Origin of the sequence: Streptomyces aculeolatus, from assembly GCF_020400605.1 — a bacterium.
Classification (GTDB): Bacteria; Actinomycetota; Actinomycetes; order Streptomycetales; family Streptomycetaceae; genus Streptomyces; species Streptomyces aculeolatus.
In genome coordinates this window covers 256,081-272,930 of record NZ_JAINRD010000002.1, presented here as the reverse complement: position 1 = coordinate 272,930, position 16,850 = coordinate 256,081, and the positions used below count along the sequence as shown (strand labels likewise).

Sequence of the window (16,850 nt, the reverse complement as noted above, 5' to 3'; positions counted from 1 at the left end):
CTCCGGCAGGCCCCGCACGTCGAGGCTTCCCCTTCCCGGCTCCGTGTGGCATCTTGTACGTACAACAGATACGTACAAGTTCGGCGCCCGCGCCGTGACTGATGCCGACGAGGAGGTTGGCGTGAGCGGTCCAGAGAAGTCCAGGGTCCCCCTGTTCGCCACCATGCAGCGCATACCTGGCGGACTGATGCTGATCCCGCTGATCCTCGGCGCGATCTTCGGCACCTTCGCGCCGGGAGCCCTGGGGATCGGCAGCTTCACGACCGCGCTGTTCCAGGACAGCGCGCTGCCCCTCATCGCCCTGCTGATCTTCGCGACGGGTACCCAGGTCTCCCTGCGCACCGGCGGCCCGATCCTCGCCCACGCGGGCACCGTGCTGCTGATGAAGAGCCTGATCCCGGCCACGCTGGTGGTGCTGCTCGGGCTCGCCGTCGGCCTCGACGGCCTCCTCGGCGTCTCGCTGCTCGCCCTGCTCGCCTCGATGGACAACAGCAACGGCGGCCTGTGGCTCGCCTTCTCCGGGCAGTACGGCGACGAGCGGGACCGCGGCGCCTACGTCGCCAGCGCCATCAACGACGGGCCCTTCCTGACGCTGCTCTTCCTCGGCGCCTCCGGGCTCGGCGACATCCCGTTCCTCGCCCTGCTCGGCGCCATCGTCCCGTTCCTGCTGGGCGTGCTGGTCGGCAACGTCGACGCCCAGTGGCGCAAGGTCGTCGAGCCGGTGCCGAACATCGTCATCCCGTTCTTCGCGTTCTCCCTGGGCACCGGCATCGACCTCGGCGACATCGTCACCGGCGGCGTGACCGGTCTGCTCCTCGGCCTGGTCATCGCCCCGTTCACGGGCTTTCTGGTCTACGTCGGCTACCGGTACATGCTGCGCCGCGGCTCCATGTCCGGCATGGGCTTCGCCGCCGGCACCACCGCGGGCAACGCCATCGCCACCCCCGCCGTCGTCGCCGCCGCCGACCCCCGCTTCGAGGAGTACGTCGGCACCGCCACGGCGCAGGTGGCCGCGTCCGCCCTGGTCACCGCGATCGTCGCACCACTGCTCGCGGCGTACGCGCTGAAGCGGGCGGGAGCCCTGCGGCAGGGCGGCGTACCGAGCGGGGGTGACGGCGCGGACGGGCCGGAGGACTCGGCCGGCGGGCACGGCTCCGCGGGCGGCGTCCCCGACCGCCCCGGGCAGGAGCAGCGGGCATGACGTACGAGGTGGCGATCGTCGCCGACGACCTCACCGGCGCCGGCGACACCGCCGTGCGGTTCGCCGAGGCCGGCTGGCCCACCCTGCTGCGGCTGGGCGGCGACCGGCCCGGGGACGGGGGCGGCGGCGGGGACGACGGCGGCGTCCGGGTGGTGGCGGTCACCACCGACTCCCGGGCCCGGCCGGACGCCGAGGCCGCGGACCTGGTGCGCGACGCGACGGCCCGGCTGCTGCGCGGCGGCGTGACGCACCTCTTCAAGAAGGTGGACTCGACGCTGCGCGGCCCGGTCCGCGCCGAGACCGACGCCATGCTGGACGCCCTCGCTCCCGGCACCGTCGCGCTCGTGTGCCCCGCCTTCCCGGCCGTGGGCCGCACCGTCGTGGACGGCGTCCTGCTGGTCGACGGCCGCCCGGTCGCCGAGACCGCGGTGGGCCGGGACCCGGTCACGCCCGTAGCGGTCAGCCATCTGCCGACGCTGCTCGACGCGCCGCTCGTACGCCTCGACCCGCAGGGCACGCCCGCGTCCTGGGCGGCGGCGGTGCGCGCGGCGGACAGCCGGACCGTCGTGCTCGACGCCGCGGGGGACGAGGACCTGGACCGGATCGCCCGTACTGTCGCGGACCTCGGCGAGCAGGCGCTCGCCGTCGGCTCCGCCGGGCTCGCGGGCCCGCTCGCCGCCCGGTGGCGACCGCGGGAGGCCCACGCGCCGGCCGGCCGCCCGGGCCCGGCGCCGGACGGGGACGCCGCGGGCACCGCCCTCGTGGTGGTGACGAGCCTGCACGACGCGTCCCGCGCGCAGGCCGCGGCCCTGGCCGCCCACGGCGCCGAGCACCTCCGGCCCACCGCGCGGGACCTCACCGACGCCGACGCGTGGGCCGGGTTCCTCGACCGGGTGGGGAAGGCGGCGGCCGGCCGCCCCGGCACACTGCTGCTGAGCACCCCCGACCGGGGCGCCACGGCCGTCGACCCCGGGCTCGTGGCCCGCCGCCTCTCGGACGCCGCCGCACACGCGCTGGCCGCGGGCGCCGCCGCCGGCCTCGTCGCCACCGGCGGCGACGGCGCCCGCGCGGTGCTGGAACGCCTCGGCGGGACCGGCATCAGGCTGTACGGCACCGTCGAGCCGGGCGTACCGCTCGGCGTCGTCGTCGGCGGCACGGCGGCCGGGCTGCCCGTCGCCACCAAGGCCGGGGGCTTCGGCAGCCCGGACGTACTGATCAAGGCCGCGGAAGCGGTACGAACGGAGAGGAGCCACCGGTGAACGACCCGCAGGTGCCCACGCTCGCCCTCACCCTGGGCGACGTGGCCGGAATCGGACCGGAGATCACGGCCCGTACCCTGCTGCACCACGACGACCTGCGCCGCGTCTGCCGGCCGGTGGTGGTCGGCGACGCCGACGCCGTCCGCCGCGCCGTCGAGCTGATCGGCGAGGACCCCGCCGCGGTACGCGTCGTCGACTCGCCCCGCGACGCCCGGAACGAGCCCGGGACCATCGACCTGGTGCAGGACGGGCCGTCCCTGGCCGCGGTGCCCTACGGCGAGTTGAGCCCGGCCGCCGGCGACGGCTCCGCCCGCTTCGTCATGCGGGCCTGCGCGCTGGCCCGCGAAGGGCTCGTCGACGGCATCGTCACCGCGCCGCTGAACAAGGCCGCCATGCACGCCGGGGGCCACTTCTGGCCCGGGCACACCGAGCTGCTGGCGCACGAGTTCGGCGTCGAGAACTTCAGCCTGGTGCTCTCCGCGGGCGAGCTGTACTTCTTCCACCTCACCACCCACGTGTCCCTCACCGACGCCATCGCCGGGGTCACCCCCGCGCGTACCGACAACGTCCTGCGCCTCGTGGGTTCTTTCGCCCGGGCGCTGGGCCGGCCCGAGGAGCCCGTGGGCGTCGCGGGCCTCAACCCGCACGCGGGCGAGAACCGCCTCTTCGGGGACGAGGACGCCGACGTGCTGGCGCCCGCCGTGGAGCGGGCGAAGGCCGCGGGCGTCAACGCGGTCGGCCCGCTGCCCGCCGACGCGCTCATCCCCGCAGCGGTCAGGGGCGCGTGGAAGTTCGTCGTCGTCTGCTACCACGACCAGGGGCACGCCCCGTTCAAGGCCGTGTACGGCGACGACGGCGTGAACATCACCGTCGGCCTGCCCGTCGTCCGGGTCTCCGTCGACCACGGCACCGCGTTCGACATCGCGGGCAAGGGCGTCGCGCGGGAGGCGAGCCTCGTGCTGGCCGCCCGGCGGGCCGCCGAACTGGCGCCGGGCTGGGGCCAGGTGTGGCGGACCGCGCAGGCGGGCGAGCCGGCCGCGGCGGCCGCCGTGGAGCGGCCGGACACGGCCTCGTAGACTCCCGGCGATGGCAGTCGACAGAAGTGACCCGCGGCCGCTGCACCAGCAGGTCGCCCAGTCCCTGCGCCAGCAGATCCTGGGCCACGACCTGCCGCCGGGTGCGCCGCTGCCGAGCGAGGCCGAGCTGTGCGCCTCGTTCGGCGTGGGGCGCAGCGTCGTGCGCCAGGCGGTGGCCGGGCTCGCCGCCGACGGCCTGGTCATCCGCCGCCAGGGCCGGCCGACGGTGGTGGCGTCGCCGGCCGAGTACCGGCGGCTGGTGCAGCGGGCGACCGGCCTGTCCGACCAGTTCGCCGTCGCCGGGCAGGAGTTGCGCACCGTCGTCCGCTCGCTGGGCCCCGGCACCCCGCCGCCGCGCGCGCAGGCGTTCCTGCACACGGCGGACGCGCTGCGCCTGGAGCGCCTCCGCCTCGTCGGCGGCGACCCGCTGGCGTACGTACGCACCTGGCTGCCCGCCGCGAAGGTGCCGGGGCTGCGCGCCGAGGACCTGACCGACGCCTCGCTGCACCGGCTGCTCACCCGGAACTACGGGCTGCGGCCGGTCAGCGGCCGCCGGCAGGTCCGCGCGGTGGCCGCCGACGACATGCTCGCCGAGGCCCTGCGCACCGAGCCGGGCGGGCCGCTGCTGATGCTCGAAGGCGAGACCACCGACCAGCACGGGCACGCGCTGGAGTGGTTCACCACGTGGCACCGCGCGGACCGCGTGGTCTTCGACATCGACGTCTCCGAGACCACGGAGACCGTACGGCTGAGCGCGCTCGGCGCCGCCCCCGCGGAGCCCGGGGAGCCGGCCCCGCGGCCCTCCGGCGCCCCGGCGCAGCCACCGGCGCCGGCACCCGCCGACCTCGCCCGGGCCCGCGAACTCGCCGAGGAGCTGCGGCGCCTGCTCGGCTGAACGCCCAGAACGCCCCCCGCGCCGCGGTCAGTACCGCCGGCGGGTGGCTTCGACGGTCTCGTCGCGGGAGCGGTCGGCGAAGAGCCGGTCCTCCGCCTCGCGCACCGCGAGCAGCGCGTCGAAGAGGTGGTCCCCCATCGCCTTGCGCAGCACCCCCGACTCCCTGAGGTGCCCGACCGCGGCCGTCAGACCGGTCGGCAGCCGCTCGATGCCGCGCCGCTCCAGCTCGGCGGGGTCCGCGTGCCCCGGGTCGTCCGCGAACTCCTCCGGCAGGCGCAGCGCGTCCTCGTACCCCGCCAGCCCGGCGGCGATGGCCGCGCCCACCAGGAGGTACGGGTTGGCCGCCTGGTCGAAGCACTTCAGCTCGGCGTTCGCGCGGTGGGACGCCTCGCTCGCCGGCCCGGTGACGAAGCGCAGCGCCGCCTCCCGGTTCTCCCAGCCCCAGCAGCGGTAGGCGCCGGACCAACTGGACGGCGCCAGCCGCAGATAGCTCGCGGGGGAAGGGCAGCCGACGGCCGCCAGGGCGGGCAGCGACCGCAGCAGGCCGGCGAGGAACGCCTCGCCCTCCGGCGTCATGCCGCGCGGCCCCGTACCGCCGTGCAGCAGGTTCCTCCCGCCGCGCCACAGGCTCAGGTGCACGTGCCCGCCGTTGCCGATGCCCTCGGGCCCGGGCAGCGGGGCGAAGGAGGCCCGCAGCCCGTGGGCGTGCGAGACGGCGCGTACCGTGTGCCGGACCAGGACGGCGGTGTCGGCGGCGCCCAGCGGGTCCTCGGCGGCGGTGGAGACCTCGAACTGGCCCGGCTCGTACTCCGGGTGGATCTGGAGGACCTCCACCCCCTGCGCGGTGAGCGCGTCGACGACGTCGAGGAGGTACGCCCCGGAGTCCGCCAGCCGGGACAGCCCGTACGCGGGGCCGTCGCCCGGGCCGCCGGGGCCGAGGCTCCACTCCGTCTCGAACCCCATCCGCAGGCTCAGCCCCAGGCCGGCCGCCGCCTGCACCATGCGGTTGACGAACGCGCGGTGGCACCCCGGGTACGGCTCGCCGCCCTGGTCGTAGCGGTCCGCCGGCGCCCAGGCCCAGCCGGGCTGGGCGGCGAGCCGGGTGAGCCGGTTCAGGTCGGGCAGCAGGAGCAGGTCGCCGACGGGGCCGCCGTAGCCGTCGGCGCGGGCGATCGAGTCGTCCACGAGGAAGGTGTCGAACACCGGGGACATCCCGACGCCGTGGGCGGCGAGCTTCGGCAGGCGGCCGAGCGGTACGGCCTTGACCCGGGCGATGCCCGCGTTGTCGACCCAGCTCAGTGCGATGAGCCGCACCCCCGCCTCGGACAGGCCGGCCATCGCCTGGTCCACCCACGCCACTTCGTCAGCCGTGTGCACAGTCATGCCGTCATGATCGGCCGGTCGGAGCGGCGATCCCCCCGCCACTCCACAGGGGCGGCGGCCATCACCCGATTGCCGCGTCCGGGCGATCGGTCCCCGCCGGTCCGTCAACCGGTCCGTCAACCGGGCAGCGGGGCCGCCCCGTTCAGCCGGGGAGGTCTTCGGGGCGCTTCTCCGCGAGCCTGCCTTCGAGCAGGCCGGTGGCCTGGCCCACCTCGATCAGGTAGCCGTCGGGGTCGCGCAGGTAGCAGCGCTTCTCCGCCCCGCGGTCGATCGGCGGGGTGACGAACCGGGCCCCCTTGGCGCTCCACTCCCGGTAGACGGCGTCGATGTCGGCGACGCGGAGGTTCATGAAGCTGGAGACGGTGTCGCCGGGCTCGTAGTCCACCACCGAGATATCCGGCTTGTCGGGGGTCGGGCCGCCGCCCGGATTCATGATCACCCAGGAGTTGGCGAGCTTGACCATGCAGGGGTTCTCCTCCAGGACGACCTGTCCGCCCAGGACCTCGCTGTAGAAGGCCCGGGAGCGCGCGACGTGCCGGACGGTGAGGAAGAGGGTCACGAGCATCCCGGTGTCGGGAGCGGGCAGGTTCTCCAGGTCGATGGCCGGCTGCTGTTCTGGCATGGGCGTCTCTTCTCAGCGCGGGGCGGCTCGGCGGGCGGGGTCGTCCTCCAGGGCGGCGCGGTCCCAGTCGCCGTTCACGGCGGCCGCCTCGTACGTGGCCTGGAGGAAGTCCAGCAGCAGGGCATCCGGGTCCGCGGCGGTGCGCACCGTCTCGTACGGCAGGAGGAACTGGCTCCACTCGCGGGAGTAGCCGCCGACCGGTACGGGGTGGTCGGCGAAGCCCGGCGGCTCCGGGTAGGCGTACGCGTAGAACATGCCCTCGCCGTCGCCGCCCGGCCAGAAGCCGGCGCTGCTCAGCTCGTGGGAGTAGCCCTCGGTCATCACCCAGTCCGCGCAGTTGGGGGCGCCGCCGGCGTGCTCGGGCGCGGTGCGCCCGGAGAAGCGTGTGACGGCCAGGTCCATGCCGCCCCAGAAGAAGTGCACGGGGCTGACCTTGCCGACGAAGCGCGAGCGGAACTCGGCCAGGACGCGTGCGGCCTGCACCAACTGGCCCCAGAAGGCCTGCGCCTGCCCTGGGTCGTACGAGGTGTGGGTGCGGTCCTCCGCGAACGGGATCGACTCCTCCACCTCGACCGGGCGGGCCAGGATGGTGACGTCGATCCCGGCCCGGTGCAGGGCGTCCATCGTCTCGCGGTAGAAGTCTGCGACCGGCTTGGCCTCCAGCGCGACCGACTCCACGGCGCCGGTGGTGGTGCGCAGCACCAGCCGGTGGTCGACGAAGTCGAACTCCATGTCGAAGGTGCGCCGGCCCGGGATCGCGGACGTCGTCAGGCCGCGGGCGGAGACGTAGAGCGGCACCTGCCACCAGTGGTTGACCATGGGCGCCAGCGCCAGCCGGACCTTGCCGACGATCTGGGTCCACATGTGCAGCGTCTCGCGGGTGTCCGCCCAGTCCTGCACGCGCAGGGCCGGCCAGGGGTCGGCGGCGGGAAGCACACTCGTCATCAACGGCTCCAGGCTCTCAGTTGAGGTGCTGCTGCCAGTCCGGCGGGACCTTGCCCGCCGGGCCCGGCACCGGCTGGGCGTCGGGGTGCGCGGTCGGCGGGCTCATGGCGGGCCCGTCGAGGAACTCCTGCGTCTCCGCGTTCCAGAACCAGTCCTCCCCGGGCTCGAAGCTGGTCAGCACCGGGTGGCCGCTCTCGCGCGCGTGCCTGCTCGCGTGCTGCGACGGCGAGGAGTCGCAGCAGCCGATACGCCCGCACGCGGCGCAGCGCCGCAGGTGGAACCACCACCCCGGCGCCTCACTGGCCAGGCAGTCGGCGCAGCCCTCCCCGCTGGGGGCGGCGGTGGGGTCGATTCCGGGTGTCCGCTCGGCATCCATGCCCCCATGCTGGGCGGAAAGGCGGGGGCGGGCCTGCCGGCGGGGCCGTTCGAGTGGCGCAGGGGCGGGGCGAGGCGCCGGGACGGGGCGGAGCGGCGGCACCGGCCGCCGGTGCGCGCGAGCGCCGGCATGCCGATGGGTTGGCCGAAGTTCCCTTCGCACAGGGCGGGTTGCCCTGGAGAATACGTACCGTGAACACATCGTCTGACCTCGACCTCGACGACGGGACCCCCGTCCGGTTCCTGCTCTCCCCCGCCGGAGGCGCCGCGGCGCCCCCGGCACCGGACGACACGCCCGACGGGATGGGGCGGGCCGTTCCGGTGGGCGCCGTCGGCCGGGCCGTCGCGGGACTGTCCGCGGGGGCGCTGCGGACCACGCTGAAGCCGCTGGCGCCCCTGCTGCAGGGCGTGCACGACGCCGTCACCGCGGCTCCGCGGCCGCCCTCCGAGATCACCGTGACCCTGGGCGTCCAGGTCGGCGAAGACCTCCGGCTAGGCATCGTGGGCGGCACCGCACAGGCCCACCTCACGGTCACCGCGTGCTGGCGCCCGGACGGCGCCGGGGCCGGTCCCGCGCCGCAAGGGGAGTGACGGGTGGGATGGTTCGGCTCCGCCTGGGACCCGGCGGACGACCCGGCCCTGCACGTCGTGGCCGTGCTGCGGGCCGAGGCCGAGAAACCGGCGGGCGCGGGCTTCGTCTTCGCTGACGACACCGTGCTGACCTGCGCGCACGTCGTCAACGCCGCGCTCGGGCGGCCCATGCTCGAATCCCGCCCGCCGCGATCCGCGGAGCTGGCCGTCCGGGTCCACGGCGCGACGCGCACGCAGCAGTTCACCGCCCGGGTGGCGCACTGGATACCGCCGCGCACCCGCGACGGCGGCCCCGTACCCGCCGGCGACGACGAGTGGCTCGGGGACCTCGCCCTGCTGCGCGTCGACGGCCCCGCGGGCGGCCTGCCCGCCGCACCCGGCAGAGCGGCGATGGCCGTGGGGCAGGAGGTCAGCGCCTGGCACGGCGGCGGCCGGGCCGCCACCGTCGCCCGCCTGACCGTCGCCGCGCTGCACGGCTCCCGGGGGTACCTCGACGGCGAGCCGACCGGCATGGCCGTCGGCGCCGGCTACAGCGGCGGCCCGCTGTGGTGCCGGCACCGGGAGGCCGTCGTGGGCCTGGTCGTCGCGCACTTCATGCCGCCCCGGGACCTCGCGACCGACCTGCCGCTGCCGCACAGCCCGCAGCACCTCATCCGGCGCAGCTGGTCCATACCCTGGCAGCGGATCGAGGAGGAACTGCGGCCCCTCGGGGTGCTGGACGCCGTGCCGGAGGACGCCCCCGGGCTCGACGACCCGGCGTTCCTGCTGCTGACGAACGTCGTGGCGAACACCCTGCCCTCGCCCAGCTCCCGCACCGAGGCCGGCCGGCGGCTGGCGCAGATCTGCGGCGTCGGATACGGCAGCGACATCACCCCGCCCTCGCCCGAGGACTTCGCCGCCTTCGCCCTGACGCATCCGCGGGCGCTCGCCGCCCTGGCCGGAATGCTGCGGCGGGACAGCCCCGACGCCGCCGACCAGGTGCTCGCGGCGGGGAGCCTGTCCCGTACGCCCAGGCTGCTGTCCCCGCAGGAGTACGCCGAGATGCGCAGGAGCCTGCGCGGCATGGACGCGGCGGTGGTCGCCCGGCTCCCCGAGGCGATGCGCGCCGCCCTCCCCCATCTGGCGTCGCTGCCCGGCGGCGACACGGTGGACGCGCTGCTGGACCGGCTGGAGGCGTTCCCCGGCGACGGCCACTCGGACGGCGGGGAGCGCCGGGTCCCCGCGCTGCTGCGCGTCATGGAGTACCTCGGCGTGCTGTGCACCGTCCCCAGGAGGGCCCAACTGCGGCTGTGGGCGGACGCGGTCGCCCAGCGGCTGGGCATCCCCCGGGGGGCGCTGGGCGAACGCCGGTCGGACGCCGAGGCGTGGCTGCGCTCGCTGCGCGACCGCTCGGCGCGGGTGCGCGTCCTGGTGCAGGTGACGCGCGCGGAGCGGGGCCGGCACAGGCTCCGCCTGTGGTGCGACGAAGGGGACGGGCCCCGGCAGGTGTCGGCGTCCGGGGTCGCGGCGTACTCGGCGTCGGAGGCGGCGCGCGAGGTGCTGCGCGTCCTGGACACGCTCAGCCCCGCGGTGGCGGACGAACGGCCGCCGCTGGTGGAGGTGCTCGTGGACCGGGCCGGGCTCAACCTGCCCGTGGACGAGTGGGAGGCCCGCGACCCGGGCGAGATCCTGCCGGGTGCGCTCGGGGTGGAGTTCCCGCTCGTCGTGCACTGCCCCGAACTCCTGCGCCGGCACGGCCGCTTCACGGCGCACTGGCGCAGCAGGTGGAGCCGGCTGGACTCGGGCAAGACGTTCGTCGTCTCGGAGCCCACGGACCCGGACGTGATCTACTCGCTGCTGGTCAACAAGCTGGACACCGTACGCGTCTGCGTCGACCTGCCCCCCGGGCAGCGGGACGGCATCGTGCAGACGTGCCTGGTCCTGGGCATCCCCGTGGTCGTGTGGGACCGGGGCCGGGACGGAGCGTCACACGTGACGAAGCACATGTCCGAAGTCGCCACCCGCGAACTGCCCGACGGCGTGCGCGACTACCGTGCGAACGCCAAGGCACGCCCCCCGGAGTTTCCCGGCCGGCCGGTGCTGGCCTGGGCCGACGCCGACCACACCGTGCCCCGGCTGCACCTCACAGAGCCCCAGGAGAACTCATGACAGCTGCCTCCGAGGCCGATTGGCGCCTGTTCCGGGGGGACGGCGTCCCCCGGGCCGTCACCCTCCCGCAGGCGCCGCCGTGGCGCCGTTTCACCCCGTCCCGTACGGAGCGGGCCGAACTGCCGTACCTGATCGAGCAGCGGCACTCCGACGTCGTCAACGCGGCGCTCCACCTGCGCCGTCCGCTGCTGGTGACGGGCCCGGCCGGCACGGGGAAGTCGTCGCTGGCGCGGGCCGTCGCGCACGAACTGCGCCTCGGCGAGCTGCTGCGCTGGCCGGTCAACAGCCGCTCGACCGTGAAGGACGCCCTCTACCAGTACGACGCGATCGGCCGGCTGCGCGAGACGACGCTGAGCCGGGACCGCGGCGAGAGCGAGCCGTCCATCGGCACGTTCATCCGGCTCGGCCCGCTGGGCACCGCGCTCGTGCCGTCGGCGACCCCGCGGGCGCTGCTCGTCGACGAGATGGACAAGGGGGACGTCGACCTGCCCAACGACCTGCTGACCGTGTTCGAGGAGGGCCACTTCGGCATCCCGGAGCTGACCAGGCTCCCGGAGCACCTGGCCGAGGTCGAGGTGCAGACCTACGACCACCGGGGCTCGGTGGTGATCAATCAGGGGCGCGTCCAGTGCGTCGAGTTCCCGGTGGTTGTCATCACCAGCAACGGGGAGCGCGACTTCCCGCCCGCGTTCCTGCGCCGCTGCGTCCGCCTCGACCTGCCCGTGCCCGACGAGGAGCGGCTGCGCGCCATCGTCGCCGCCCACCTGGGCGAGGCGGCGCTCGCCGAGGCGGACGACCTGATCGAGACCTTCCTGCGGCGCCGCGCACCGGGCGAACTGGCCACCGACCAGCTGCTCAACGCCGTCTTCCTGCGCGTCGGCGGCGTCGACCTCGACGCGGACGGCCTGCTGGACGCGGTGCTGCACCAGCTGACCGGGGCGATGTAGCCGTGCCGGGCGGTGGGGAGCGGCTCGCCGAGGCGCTGCGGGTGCTCACGGCCGGCGGCTGCGACCTCGACGCGGACCAGGTGCTCGACGTGCTGTGGCTGGCGCCCCGCCTGCCCGCGGACGCCGACGCGCCGCTCCACCGGGATCAGGCCGCGGCCGACGGGCCGACCGCGGAGCCCGCGCCCGAGCCGGGACCGGACCCCGCCGCCGCTGATCGCCCCGTGCCGGAGCCGGACGACCCGGGCCTGCCGGACCTGACCGTCCCGGCGCTGTACGCGGCGGCGCGCCAGGCCGCCGCGGCCACCGCGGAACCCCGGCAGGCCGGGCCGCGCGAGGAGCCGCGCAAGGCCATGCCCGTACGGGCGCCCGAGCACAAGGCGCTCGCCGACGAACTGGCCCTGGGCCGCGCGCTGCGGCCGCTCAGGCGCCGGCAGGACAGCAGGCACCGCTACGAGGTCGACGAGGAGCGGACGGCCGAGGAACTCGCCGAGACCGGCCTCGCCGACGTCGTGGAGCGCCCGGTGCGCGAGCGCTGGCTGAACCTGATCCTGCTGGTCGACGACTGCCTGTCGATGCTGCTGTGGCACCGCCTCGGGGCCGAGTTGCGCACGCTGCTGGAACGGCTCGGCGCGTTCGCGACCACCCGCGTCCTCGGCCTCGACACCCGCGCGCGCCAACCCGCCCTGCACGCCCGGCCGTTCCAGCGCGGCAGCACGCAGCTGCCGCTGAGCAGCGTGAACGACCCGTCGGGCCGGAGCCTCGTCCTCGTCGTCAGCGACGGCATGGGCGTCTCCTGGCGTTCCGGCGCCATGCACGGGCTGCTCGCGCGCCAGGCGGCGCGCGGGCCGGTCGCGGTGCTGCACACCCTGCCGGCCGACATCTGGGAGTCCTCCGGGATCGCCGCAGAACGCTGGCAGGTCACCACCCGCCGGATCGGCGGCGCCAACACCTCCTGGCAGGTCTCCGACCCGGTGCTGCCGCAGGGGCTCTTCGACTTCGACGGGCTGGCGGTCCCCGTGCTGGAGCCGACCGCCGGCTCCCTGCGCAGGTGGGCGCACCTGCTCGCGTCCCCCGGCACCACCGCGGAGCTGCCGCTGCTCACCCTGCCGAGCCGGCACCAGCCGGTCGTCGCCGCCCGGAGCGTCAGCAGCGCCCAGCACTTCCGGGACGCGGCCACCCCCGAGGCGTACCGCCTCGCCGCCCATCTCGCCGCGGTGGCCCCGCTGTCGGTTCCGGTGATGCGGCTGGTGCAGACCGCCGTGCCCTGGCCGGCGACCACCTCCCACCTGGCCGAGGTGTTCCTCGGCGGGCTGATGCAGCCGCACCCCTCGCCGGTGCCGGGACCGCTGCCGGCGAAGCACCGCGTCTTCGACTTCTCCGACGAGTCGAAGACGGTGCTCCTCGACGCGGTCCCCCAGGCCGAACTGCTGCGGACGAGCCGCCGCATCGGCCGCCGGCTGGAACAACTCGCGGGCAGCTCACCGGAGTTTCCCGCCTGGCTCACCCACCCGGACGGCTTCGCCGACCTGCCCGCCTCGCACCAGCCGTTCACCAGCGTCGAGCGGCGGCTGCTCAGCAGGCTCGGGGTGTCGGTCGGCGGCGAGCCGCTGCGCCGTACGGAACCCGTGGCGTACGACGACACCGAGGCCACCGACTGGGGGCCGCTCACGGACGCCGATCCCCGGCAGATCGGCGAGTACCGGCTCCTCGGCCGCCGCCGCGGCCGCCGCACCCTGGTGTACCGGGCCGCCGGCCCCGGCGGTGCCCCCGCCGTCCTCCGCGTCCCCCGCCCGGACCAGCCGGCCGCGCACGCCCGTCTGATCGAGGTGGAGGCCGAGGTGCTCGCGCGGATGCAGGGGCAGTACGCGCCCCGGCTCCTCGCCACCGGGCTCGACGACTCCCCGCCCTGGCTCGCGATGACTGCCGTCTCGGACGACGCCGCGGACGGCACCCAGCCGCTGCGGCTCGGGGAGATCTTCGCGCAGGCCGTGGCCGGGGAGGTCGCCCCGTTCGACATCCTCCGCGGCCTGCTCGTGTCCTGGTACCTGGCGAGTGCCCTCGCCCACTGCCACGCCAACGGGTTGGTCCTCGCCGACCTCAACGCCGACCACATCTTCGTGCTGCGGCGCGACGTGGTCCTCGGCGACCTGTCCGACTGCGTCGTGGACGGCGAGTACCTTCAGGCGGGCCCGGCCCCGACCCGCGCGGACAACATCCGCGCCCTCGGGGAGCTGCTCCAGATGATCAGCAGCAAGGGCGGGGTGGACCTGCCGGGCATGCCCGAGGGGATGCACCTCTGGTCGGGCGGCACCTGGGAGAGCCTGCGGCTGCTCGTGCTGCGCTGCCTCGACCCCGATCCGGCGGTGCGCCCCGCCGCGAGCGAGGTCGCCGAACTCCTCGCCCGGTACGTCGCGGAGGCCCGGCTCGCCCACGGCGTCGCGCCGGCGCCGGCCCTCCCGCCCGCACCGGCCCCCGTGCCCCTGGCGCCGCCGCCCGCCCGGGATCCCGTACCGGAGCGGCTGGGGCCGCGGCTGCCCCGCTTCGGGGCGGGCCGCCGGGCGATGCAGGAGCGGCTCGAACGGCTGCGGGTGCCGCTGGCCAGGAGCAGGCGCGTCACCCTGGTCGGCGCCTACCACTACAGCGGCCGGGCCACGACGACCGTCGCCGTCGGCTCGCTGCTCGCCGCGGCGCGGGGCGAACCGGTCCTGGCGCTCGACGGGGCGGCCACCGACGGCTCGCTGCACCACTTCACCGCCGGCCGCGGCGGGGCCCGCCCGCGCGACCTGGCCGTGCTCCCGGCCGACCCGCCCTACCCGCGGATCCGGGCGCTGACCGCGCAGTTGGACTCGGGGCTCGAAGTGGTCGCCCACCGCGAGGGCTACCTCGCGCCGAACTCCTCCCACGCGTACGAGTACGACCAGGTCCTGGCGCACACCGCGCCCCACTACCCCTTCGTGCTCACCGACTGGAGCCTGCTGCGCCTGGACCGGGCCGCGGACTTCGTCCTGAACCGGACCGACCGGCTCGTCCTGTGCTGCGGTACGGCCGACTGGTTCATCGACGCCGCCGCCCGCTCCCTGGACGCGCTGCGCGAGGGCGGCCACGGGGACCTGGTGCGCGACGTGATCGTCGTCGCCACCCAGATCGAGCAGCCGTCCAGCCGCGACGTCACCGCCACCGTCGCGCAGCGGCTGGGCATGGGCCGCGACCGGGTGGTCCAGGTCCCGTTCGACGGCGCGCTGCGCACCGCCGACGCCGACCTGAGCCGGCTCCGGGTGGCGACGACGGACGCGTTCCTGACCCTGGCCGAACTGCTCGTGGGACCCGCCGGCCCGGCGAAGGGCGGCTGAGCCCGGACGAACGGGGGGGCGGGCAGGTGCCGTCAGGTCGGCAGGCCCAGTCCGCCCGCCAGGCGGTCCCAGTGGTGGTCGGCGTCGCCGAAGGACAGCGCCCAGGCCGCCATCTGGCCGGAGAAGAGGTGCAGGTCGTGCTCGTGCGTGAAGCCGATCGCGCCGTGCACCTGGTGGCCCGTGTCGCAGACCCGCCGGCACGCCTCGCTCACCCACGCCTTGGCCATCGACACCTCCGCCGCGGCGTCCAGCCCCTCCGCCAGCCGCCAGCCCGCCTCGTACGCCATGAAGCGCGAACTCAGCACGTCCACGGCCATGTCGGCGCAGTGGTGCTGGACCGCCTGGAAGCCGCCGATCGGCCGGCCGAACTGCTCGCGCTCCGCGGCGTACGCGACCGTCATGTCGAGGACCCGCTGCGCCGCGCCGACCATCGCGGCGCAGGTGGCGGTGGCGCCGTACGCGTCGATCGCCTCGGCGACGGGGCGTCCCGCGGTCAGCGCGCGGTCGCGGGGCACGCTGACCCCGTCGAAGCGGACCCGGTGCGGCCGGTCGGCGCCGATGGTGTCGAGCGGCTCGCGCACGACGCCGGGCGAGGCGGTGTCGACCAGCAGCGCCGGCCCGTCGCCGGGTACGACGAGCAGGTCCTCCGCGGCATTCGCGTACGGCACGAACGGCGCTGTGCCGTCCAGCACGTACGCCCCGTCCCGCTCGACCGCGGTGATCCCGCCGCCCGTGCCGTCCCAGTCGCCCGGCACGGCGCTCATGACCCGGCCGCGGGCGATCGCCCCGAGCCACCGCGCCTGCTGCGCGCCGGTGCCGAACCGGGCCAGCGGCAGCCCGCAGCACACCACCGTGGACAGGAACGGGCTCGGCACCTGGAAGCGCCCCATCTCCTCCACGACCAGGCAGAGTTCGAGGAAGCCGGCGCCGAGGCCGCCGTGGGCCTCGGGCAGCGCCAGGCCGGTCCAGCCCAGCCCGGTCATCTCCTTCCAGAGCGCGGCGGAGTAGCCGGCGGGCTCGTCCGCCACCGCCCGGGCCCCGGCGCTCGCGCTCCGCGACTCCAGGAGCCCCCTGGCGGTGCTCCTGATCAGCTCCTGGTCCTCGGTGAGCGTCAGGTCCATCAGTCCACCGGCGGGATCTTGTCGGAGCGCACCCACACGCCGGGCCGTTCCTCCCAGAAGAGCTGCACGAGCACGCCTCCGGTGTGCTTGGGGTGGATGAACGTGTCGCGCCAGGCGGCGCCGTCGGTGCTGCCCTCGTTCTCGCCGAACGTCGGCACCTCGTGGTGCGCGCACGCAGCCAGCGCCCGGTCCCAGTCGGCGACCTCGAACGTCACATGGTGCGCGGCGGCGCCGTTGCGGTCCCAGAACCGCTCGATGAACGAGTCCTCGCCGCGCGGCATGATGACCTCCCAGCAGATCGTCGATCCGGGGATGTTCAGCACGAGGTCCGCCATGTCCGGGTGCTCGTCCTCGGGCGTCCGCCAGACCTGCACGAAGCCGGCGAGCCGCTCGTACCACCGGGCCAGCTCGTCGCGGTCGGGGTACGCCTGGCACACGTGGTCCAGGGCGGTGACGCCGAGCGAGGGCGCGTCCGGGGGCGCGGCGGCCGTCGGCACGGCCGGCCCGTCGCCGCACAGGGCGAGACCGCCGGGGCCGCGCAGCCGGAACAGCACGCCGGGCCCGCGCTCGGGCGGCGACAGCGACGCCTCCAGCCAGTCCCCGGCCCCGCCGGCCGCCGGTTTGACGCCGAGGGCCTCCAGTTCGGCGCGTACGGCACCGAGGTCGGGGACCTCGGCGGCGACGTGGTGCAGTCCGGGGCGGCCGCCCTGCGCGTCGAGGAACTCCCCGACGGCGGACCGCTCCCCGGCCGGCGCCAGCACCTCCCAGGTGTGCCCCGGGTTCCCGGGCAGCGCCAGCCGGACGCCGCGGCAGCCCTCGGCGGGGTTGTCCCAACTGCGGGTGCGCCGGAACCCGAACAGGCCCTCCAGGAGCGCCACCTGCGGCTCCAGTTCCGGTGCGACCTGGCCGATGTGGTCGATCCGGTAAATCCGCACAG

General features: G+C 75.6%; 14 protein-coding genes. 8 read left to right on the top strand and 6 right to left on the bottom strand.

From position 1 onward, the window contains the following. Nucleotides 1–121: 121 nt before the first annotated feature. The 4 genes from LG396_RS05610 to LG396_RS05595 are packed head-to-tail and all read left to right on the top strand — an operon-like array spanning nt 122 to nt 4,431. Complete coding sequence (locus LG396_RS05610) at nt 122–1,201, top strand: 2-keto-3-deoxygluconate permease (RefSeq protein WP_225793870.1); 1,080 nt, start codon at nt 122–124, stop codon at nt 1,199–1,201. Next, nucleotides 1,198–2,460 carry a four-carbon acid sugar kinase family protein gene (locus tag LG396_RS05605; protein WP_225793869.1) on the top strand — a complete coding sequence of 421 codons (1,263 nt, stop codon included), beginning with the start codon at nt 1,198–1,200 and terminating at the stop codon, nt 2,458–2,460. The genes LG396_RS05610 and LG396_RS05605 overlap by 4 nt, the downstream gene beginning before the upstream one ends. Beyond that, complete coding sequence (gene pdxA, locus LG396_RS05600; protein WP_225793868.1) at nt 2,457–3,536, top strand: 4-hydroxythreonine-4-phosphate dehydrogenase PdxA; 1,080 nt, start codon at nt 2,457–2,459, stop codon at nt 3,534–3,536. Before LG396_RS05605 ends, pdxA begins: the two co-directional genes overlap by 4 nt. 10 nt (nt 3,537–3,546) lie before the next feature. Further along, the gene (locus LG396_RS05595) at nt 3,547–4,431 is read left to right on the top strand and encodes a GntR family transcriptional regulator (RefSeq protein ID WP_225793867.1); all 885 of its coding nucleotides are present in this window, start codon (nt 3,547–3,549) and stop codon (nt 4,429–4,431) included. Between the two features lie 27 nt (nt 4,432–4,458). On the opposite strand, the gene LG396_RS05590 is transcribed toward LG396_RS05595, so the two are convergent. From LG396_RS05590 to LG396_RS05575, 4 genes are all read right to left on the bottom strand, one after another. Then, nucleotides 4,459–5,814 (bottom strand): type I glutamate--ammonia ligase, encoded by a 1,356-nt coding sequence (locus tag LG396_RS05590; protein WP_225793866.1) that lies wholly within the window; start codon nt 5,812–5,814, stop codon nt 4,459–4,461. Nucleotides 5,815–5,956: 142 nt separating this feature from the next. Continuing rightward, on the bottom strand, nt 5,957–6,436 hold the full coding sequence (locus tag LG396_RS05585; RefSeq protein ID WP_027740822.1) for a VOC family protein: 480 nt from the start codon (nt 6,434–6,436) through the stop codon (nt 5,957–5,959). 12 nt (nt 6,437–6,448) lie between these two features. Beyond that, nucleotides 6,449–7,381, bottom strand: coding sequence for a DUF5996 family protein (locus LG396_RS05580; protein ID WP_100301126.1), 933 nt, complete (start codon nt 7,379–7,381; stop codon nt 6,449–6,451). Between the two features lie 16 nt (nt 7,382–7,397). Beyond that, the gene (locus LG396_RS05575; protein ID WP_018838048.1) at nt 7,398–7,757 is read right to left on the bottom strand and encodes a UBP-type zinc finger domain-containing protein; all 360 of its coding nucleotides are present in this window, start codon (nt 7,755–7,757) and stop codon (nt 7,398–7,400) included. Nucleotides 7,758–7,948: 191 nt separating this feature from the next. On the opposite strand from LG396_RS05575, the gene LG396_RS05570 reads away from it, so the two are divergent. The 4 genes from LG396_RS05570 to LG396_RS05555 are packed head-to-tail and all read left to right on the top strand — an operon-like array spanning nt 7,949 to nt 14,792. Beyond that, nucleotides 7,949–8,347 carry a CU044_2847 family protein gene (locus LG396_RS05570; protein ID WP_018838047.1) on the top strand — a complete coding sequence of 133 codons (399 nt, stop codon included), beginning with the start codon at nt 7,949–7,951 and terminating at the stop codon, nt 8,345–8,347. A gap of 3 nt (nt 8,348–8,350) precedes the next feature. After that, on the top strand, nt 8,351–10,495 hold the full coding sequence (locus tag LG396_RS05565; RefSeq protein ID WP_225793865.1) for a VMAP-C domain-containing protein: 2,145 nt from the start codon (nt 8,351–8,353) through the stop codon (nt 10,493–10,495). Next, nucleotides 10,492–11,442 carry an AAA family ATPase gene (locus LG396_RS05560; protein ID WP_225793864.1) on the top strand — a complete coding sequence of 317 codons (951 nt, stop codon included), beginning with the start codon at nt 10,492–10,494 and terminating at the stop codon, nt 11,440–11,442. Before LG396_RS05565 ends, LG396_RS05560 begins: the two co-directional genes overlap by 4 nt. Before the next feature lie 2 nt (nt 11,443–11,444). After that, complete coding sequence (locus LG396_RS05555) at nt 11,445–14,792, top strand: SAV_2336 N-terminal domain-related protein (protein WP_225793863.1); 3,348 nt, start codon at nt 11,445–11,447, stop codon at nt 14,790–14,792. A gap of 32 nt (nt 14,793–14,824) precedes the next feature. On the opposite strand, the gene LG396_RS05550 is transcribed toward LG396_RS05555, so the two are convergent. Continuing rightward, complete coding sequence (locus tag LG396_RS05550) at nt 14,825–15,913, bottom strand: acyl-CoA dehydrogenase family protein (RefSeq protein WP_225793862.1); 1,089 nt, start codon at nt 15,911–15,913, stop codon at nt 14,825–14,827. Continuing rightward, nucleotides 15,913–16,848 carry a VOC family protein gene (locus tag LG396_RS05545; RefSeq protein WP_225793861.1) on the bottom strand — a complete coding sequence of 312 codons (936 nt, stop codon included), beginning with the start codon at nt 16,846–16,848 and terminating at the stop codon, nt 15,913–15,915. The genes LG396_RS05550 and LG396_RS05545 overlap by 1 nt, the downstream gene beginning before the upstream one ends. Between the last annotated feature and the right edge of the window lie 2 nt (nt 16,849–16,850).

Coding starts and splice junctions, on each gene's coding strand:
- LG396_RS05585 (WP_027740822.1), bottom strand. CDS start 6,436: ATGCCAGAACAGCAGCCGGCCATCGACCTGGAGAACCTGCCCGCTCCC.
- LG396_RS05575 (WP_018838048.1), bottom strand. CDS start 7,757: ATGGATGCCGAGCGGACACCCGGAATCGACCCCACCGCCGCCCCCAGC.
- LG396_RS05605 (WP_225793869.1), top strand. CDS start 1,198: ATGACGTACGAGGTGGCGATCGTCGCCGACGACCTCACCGGCGCCGGC.
- LG396_RS05590 (WP_225793866.1), bottom strand. CDS start 5,814: ATGACTGTGCACACGGCTGACGAAGTGGCGTGGGTGGACCAGGCGATG.
- LG396_RS05550 (WP_225793862.1), bottom strand. CDS start 15,913: ATGGACCTGACGCTCACCGAGGACCAGGAGCTGATCAGGAGCACCGCC.
- LG396_RS05580 (WP_100301126.1), bottom strand. CDS start 7,381: ATGACGAGTGTGCTTCCCGCCGCCGACCCCTGGCCGGCCCTGCGCGTG.
- LG396_RS05595 (WP_225793867.1), top strand. CDS start 3,547: ATGGCAGTCGACAGAAGTGACCCGCGGCCGCTGCACCAGCAGGTCGCC.
- LG396_RS05560 (WP_225793864.1), top strand. CDS start 10,492: ATGACAGCTGCCTCCGAGGCCGATTGGCGCCTGTTCCGGGGGGACGGC.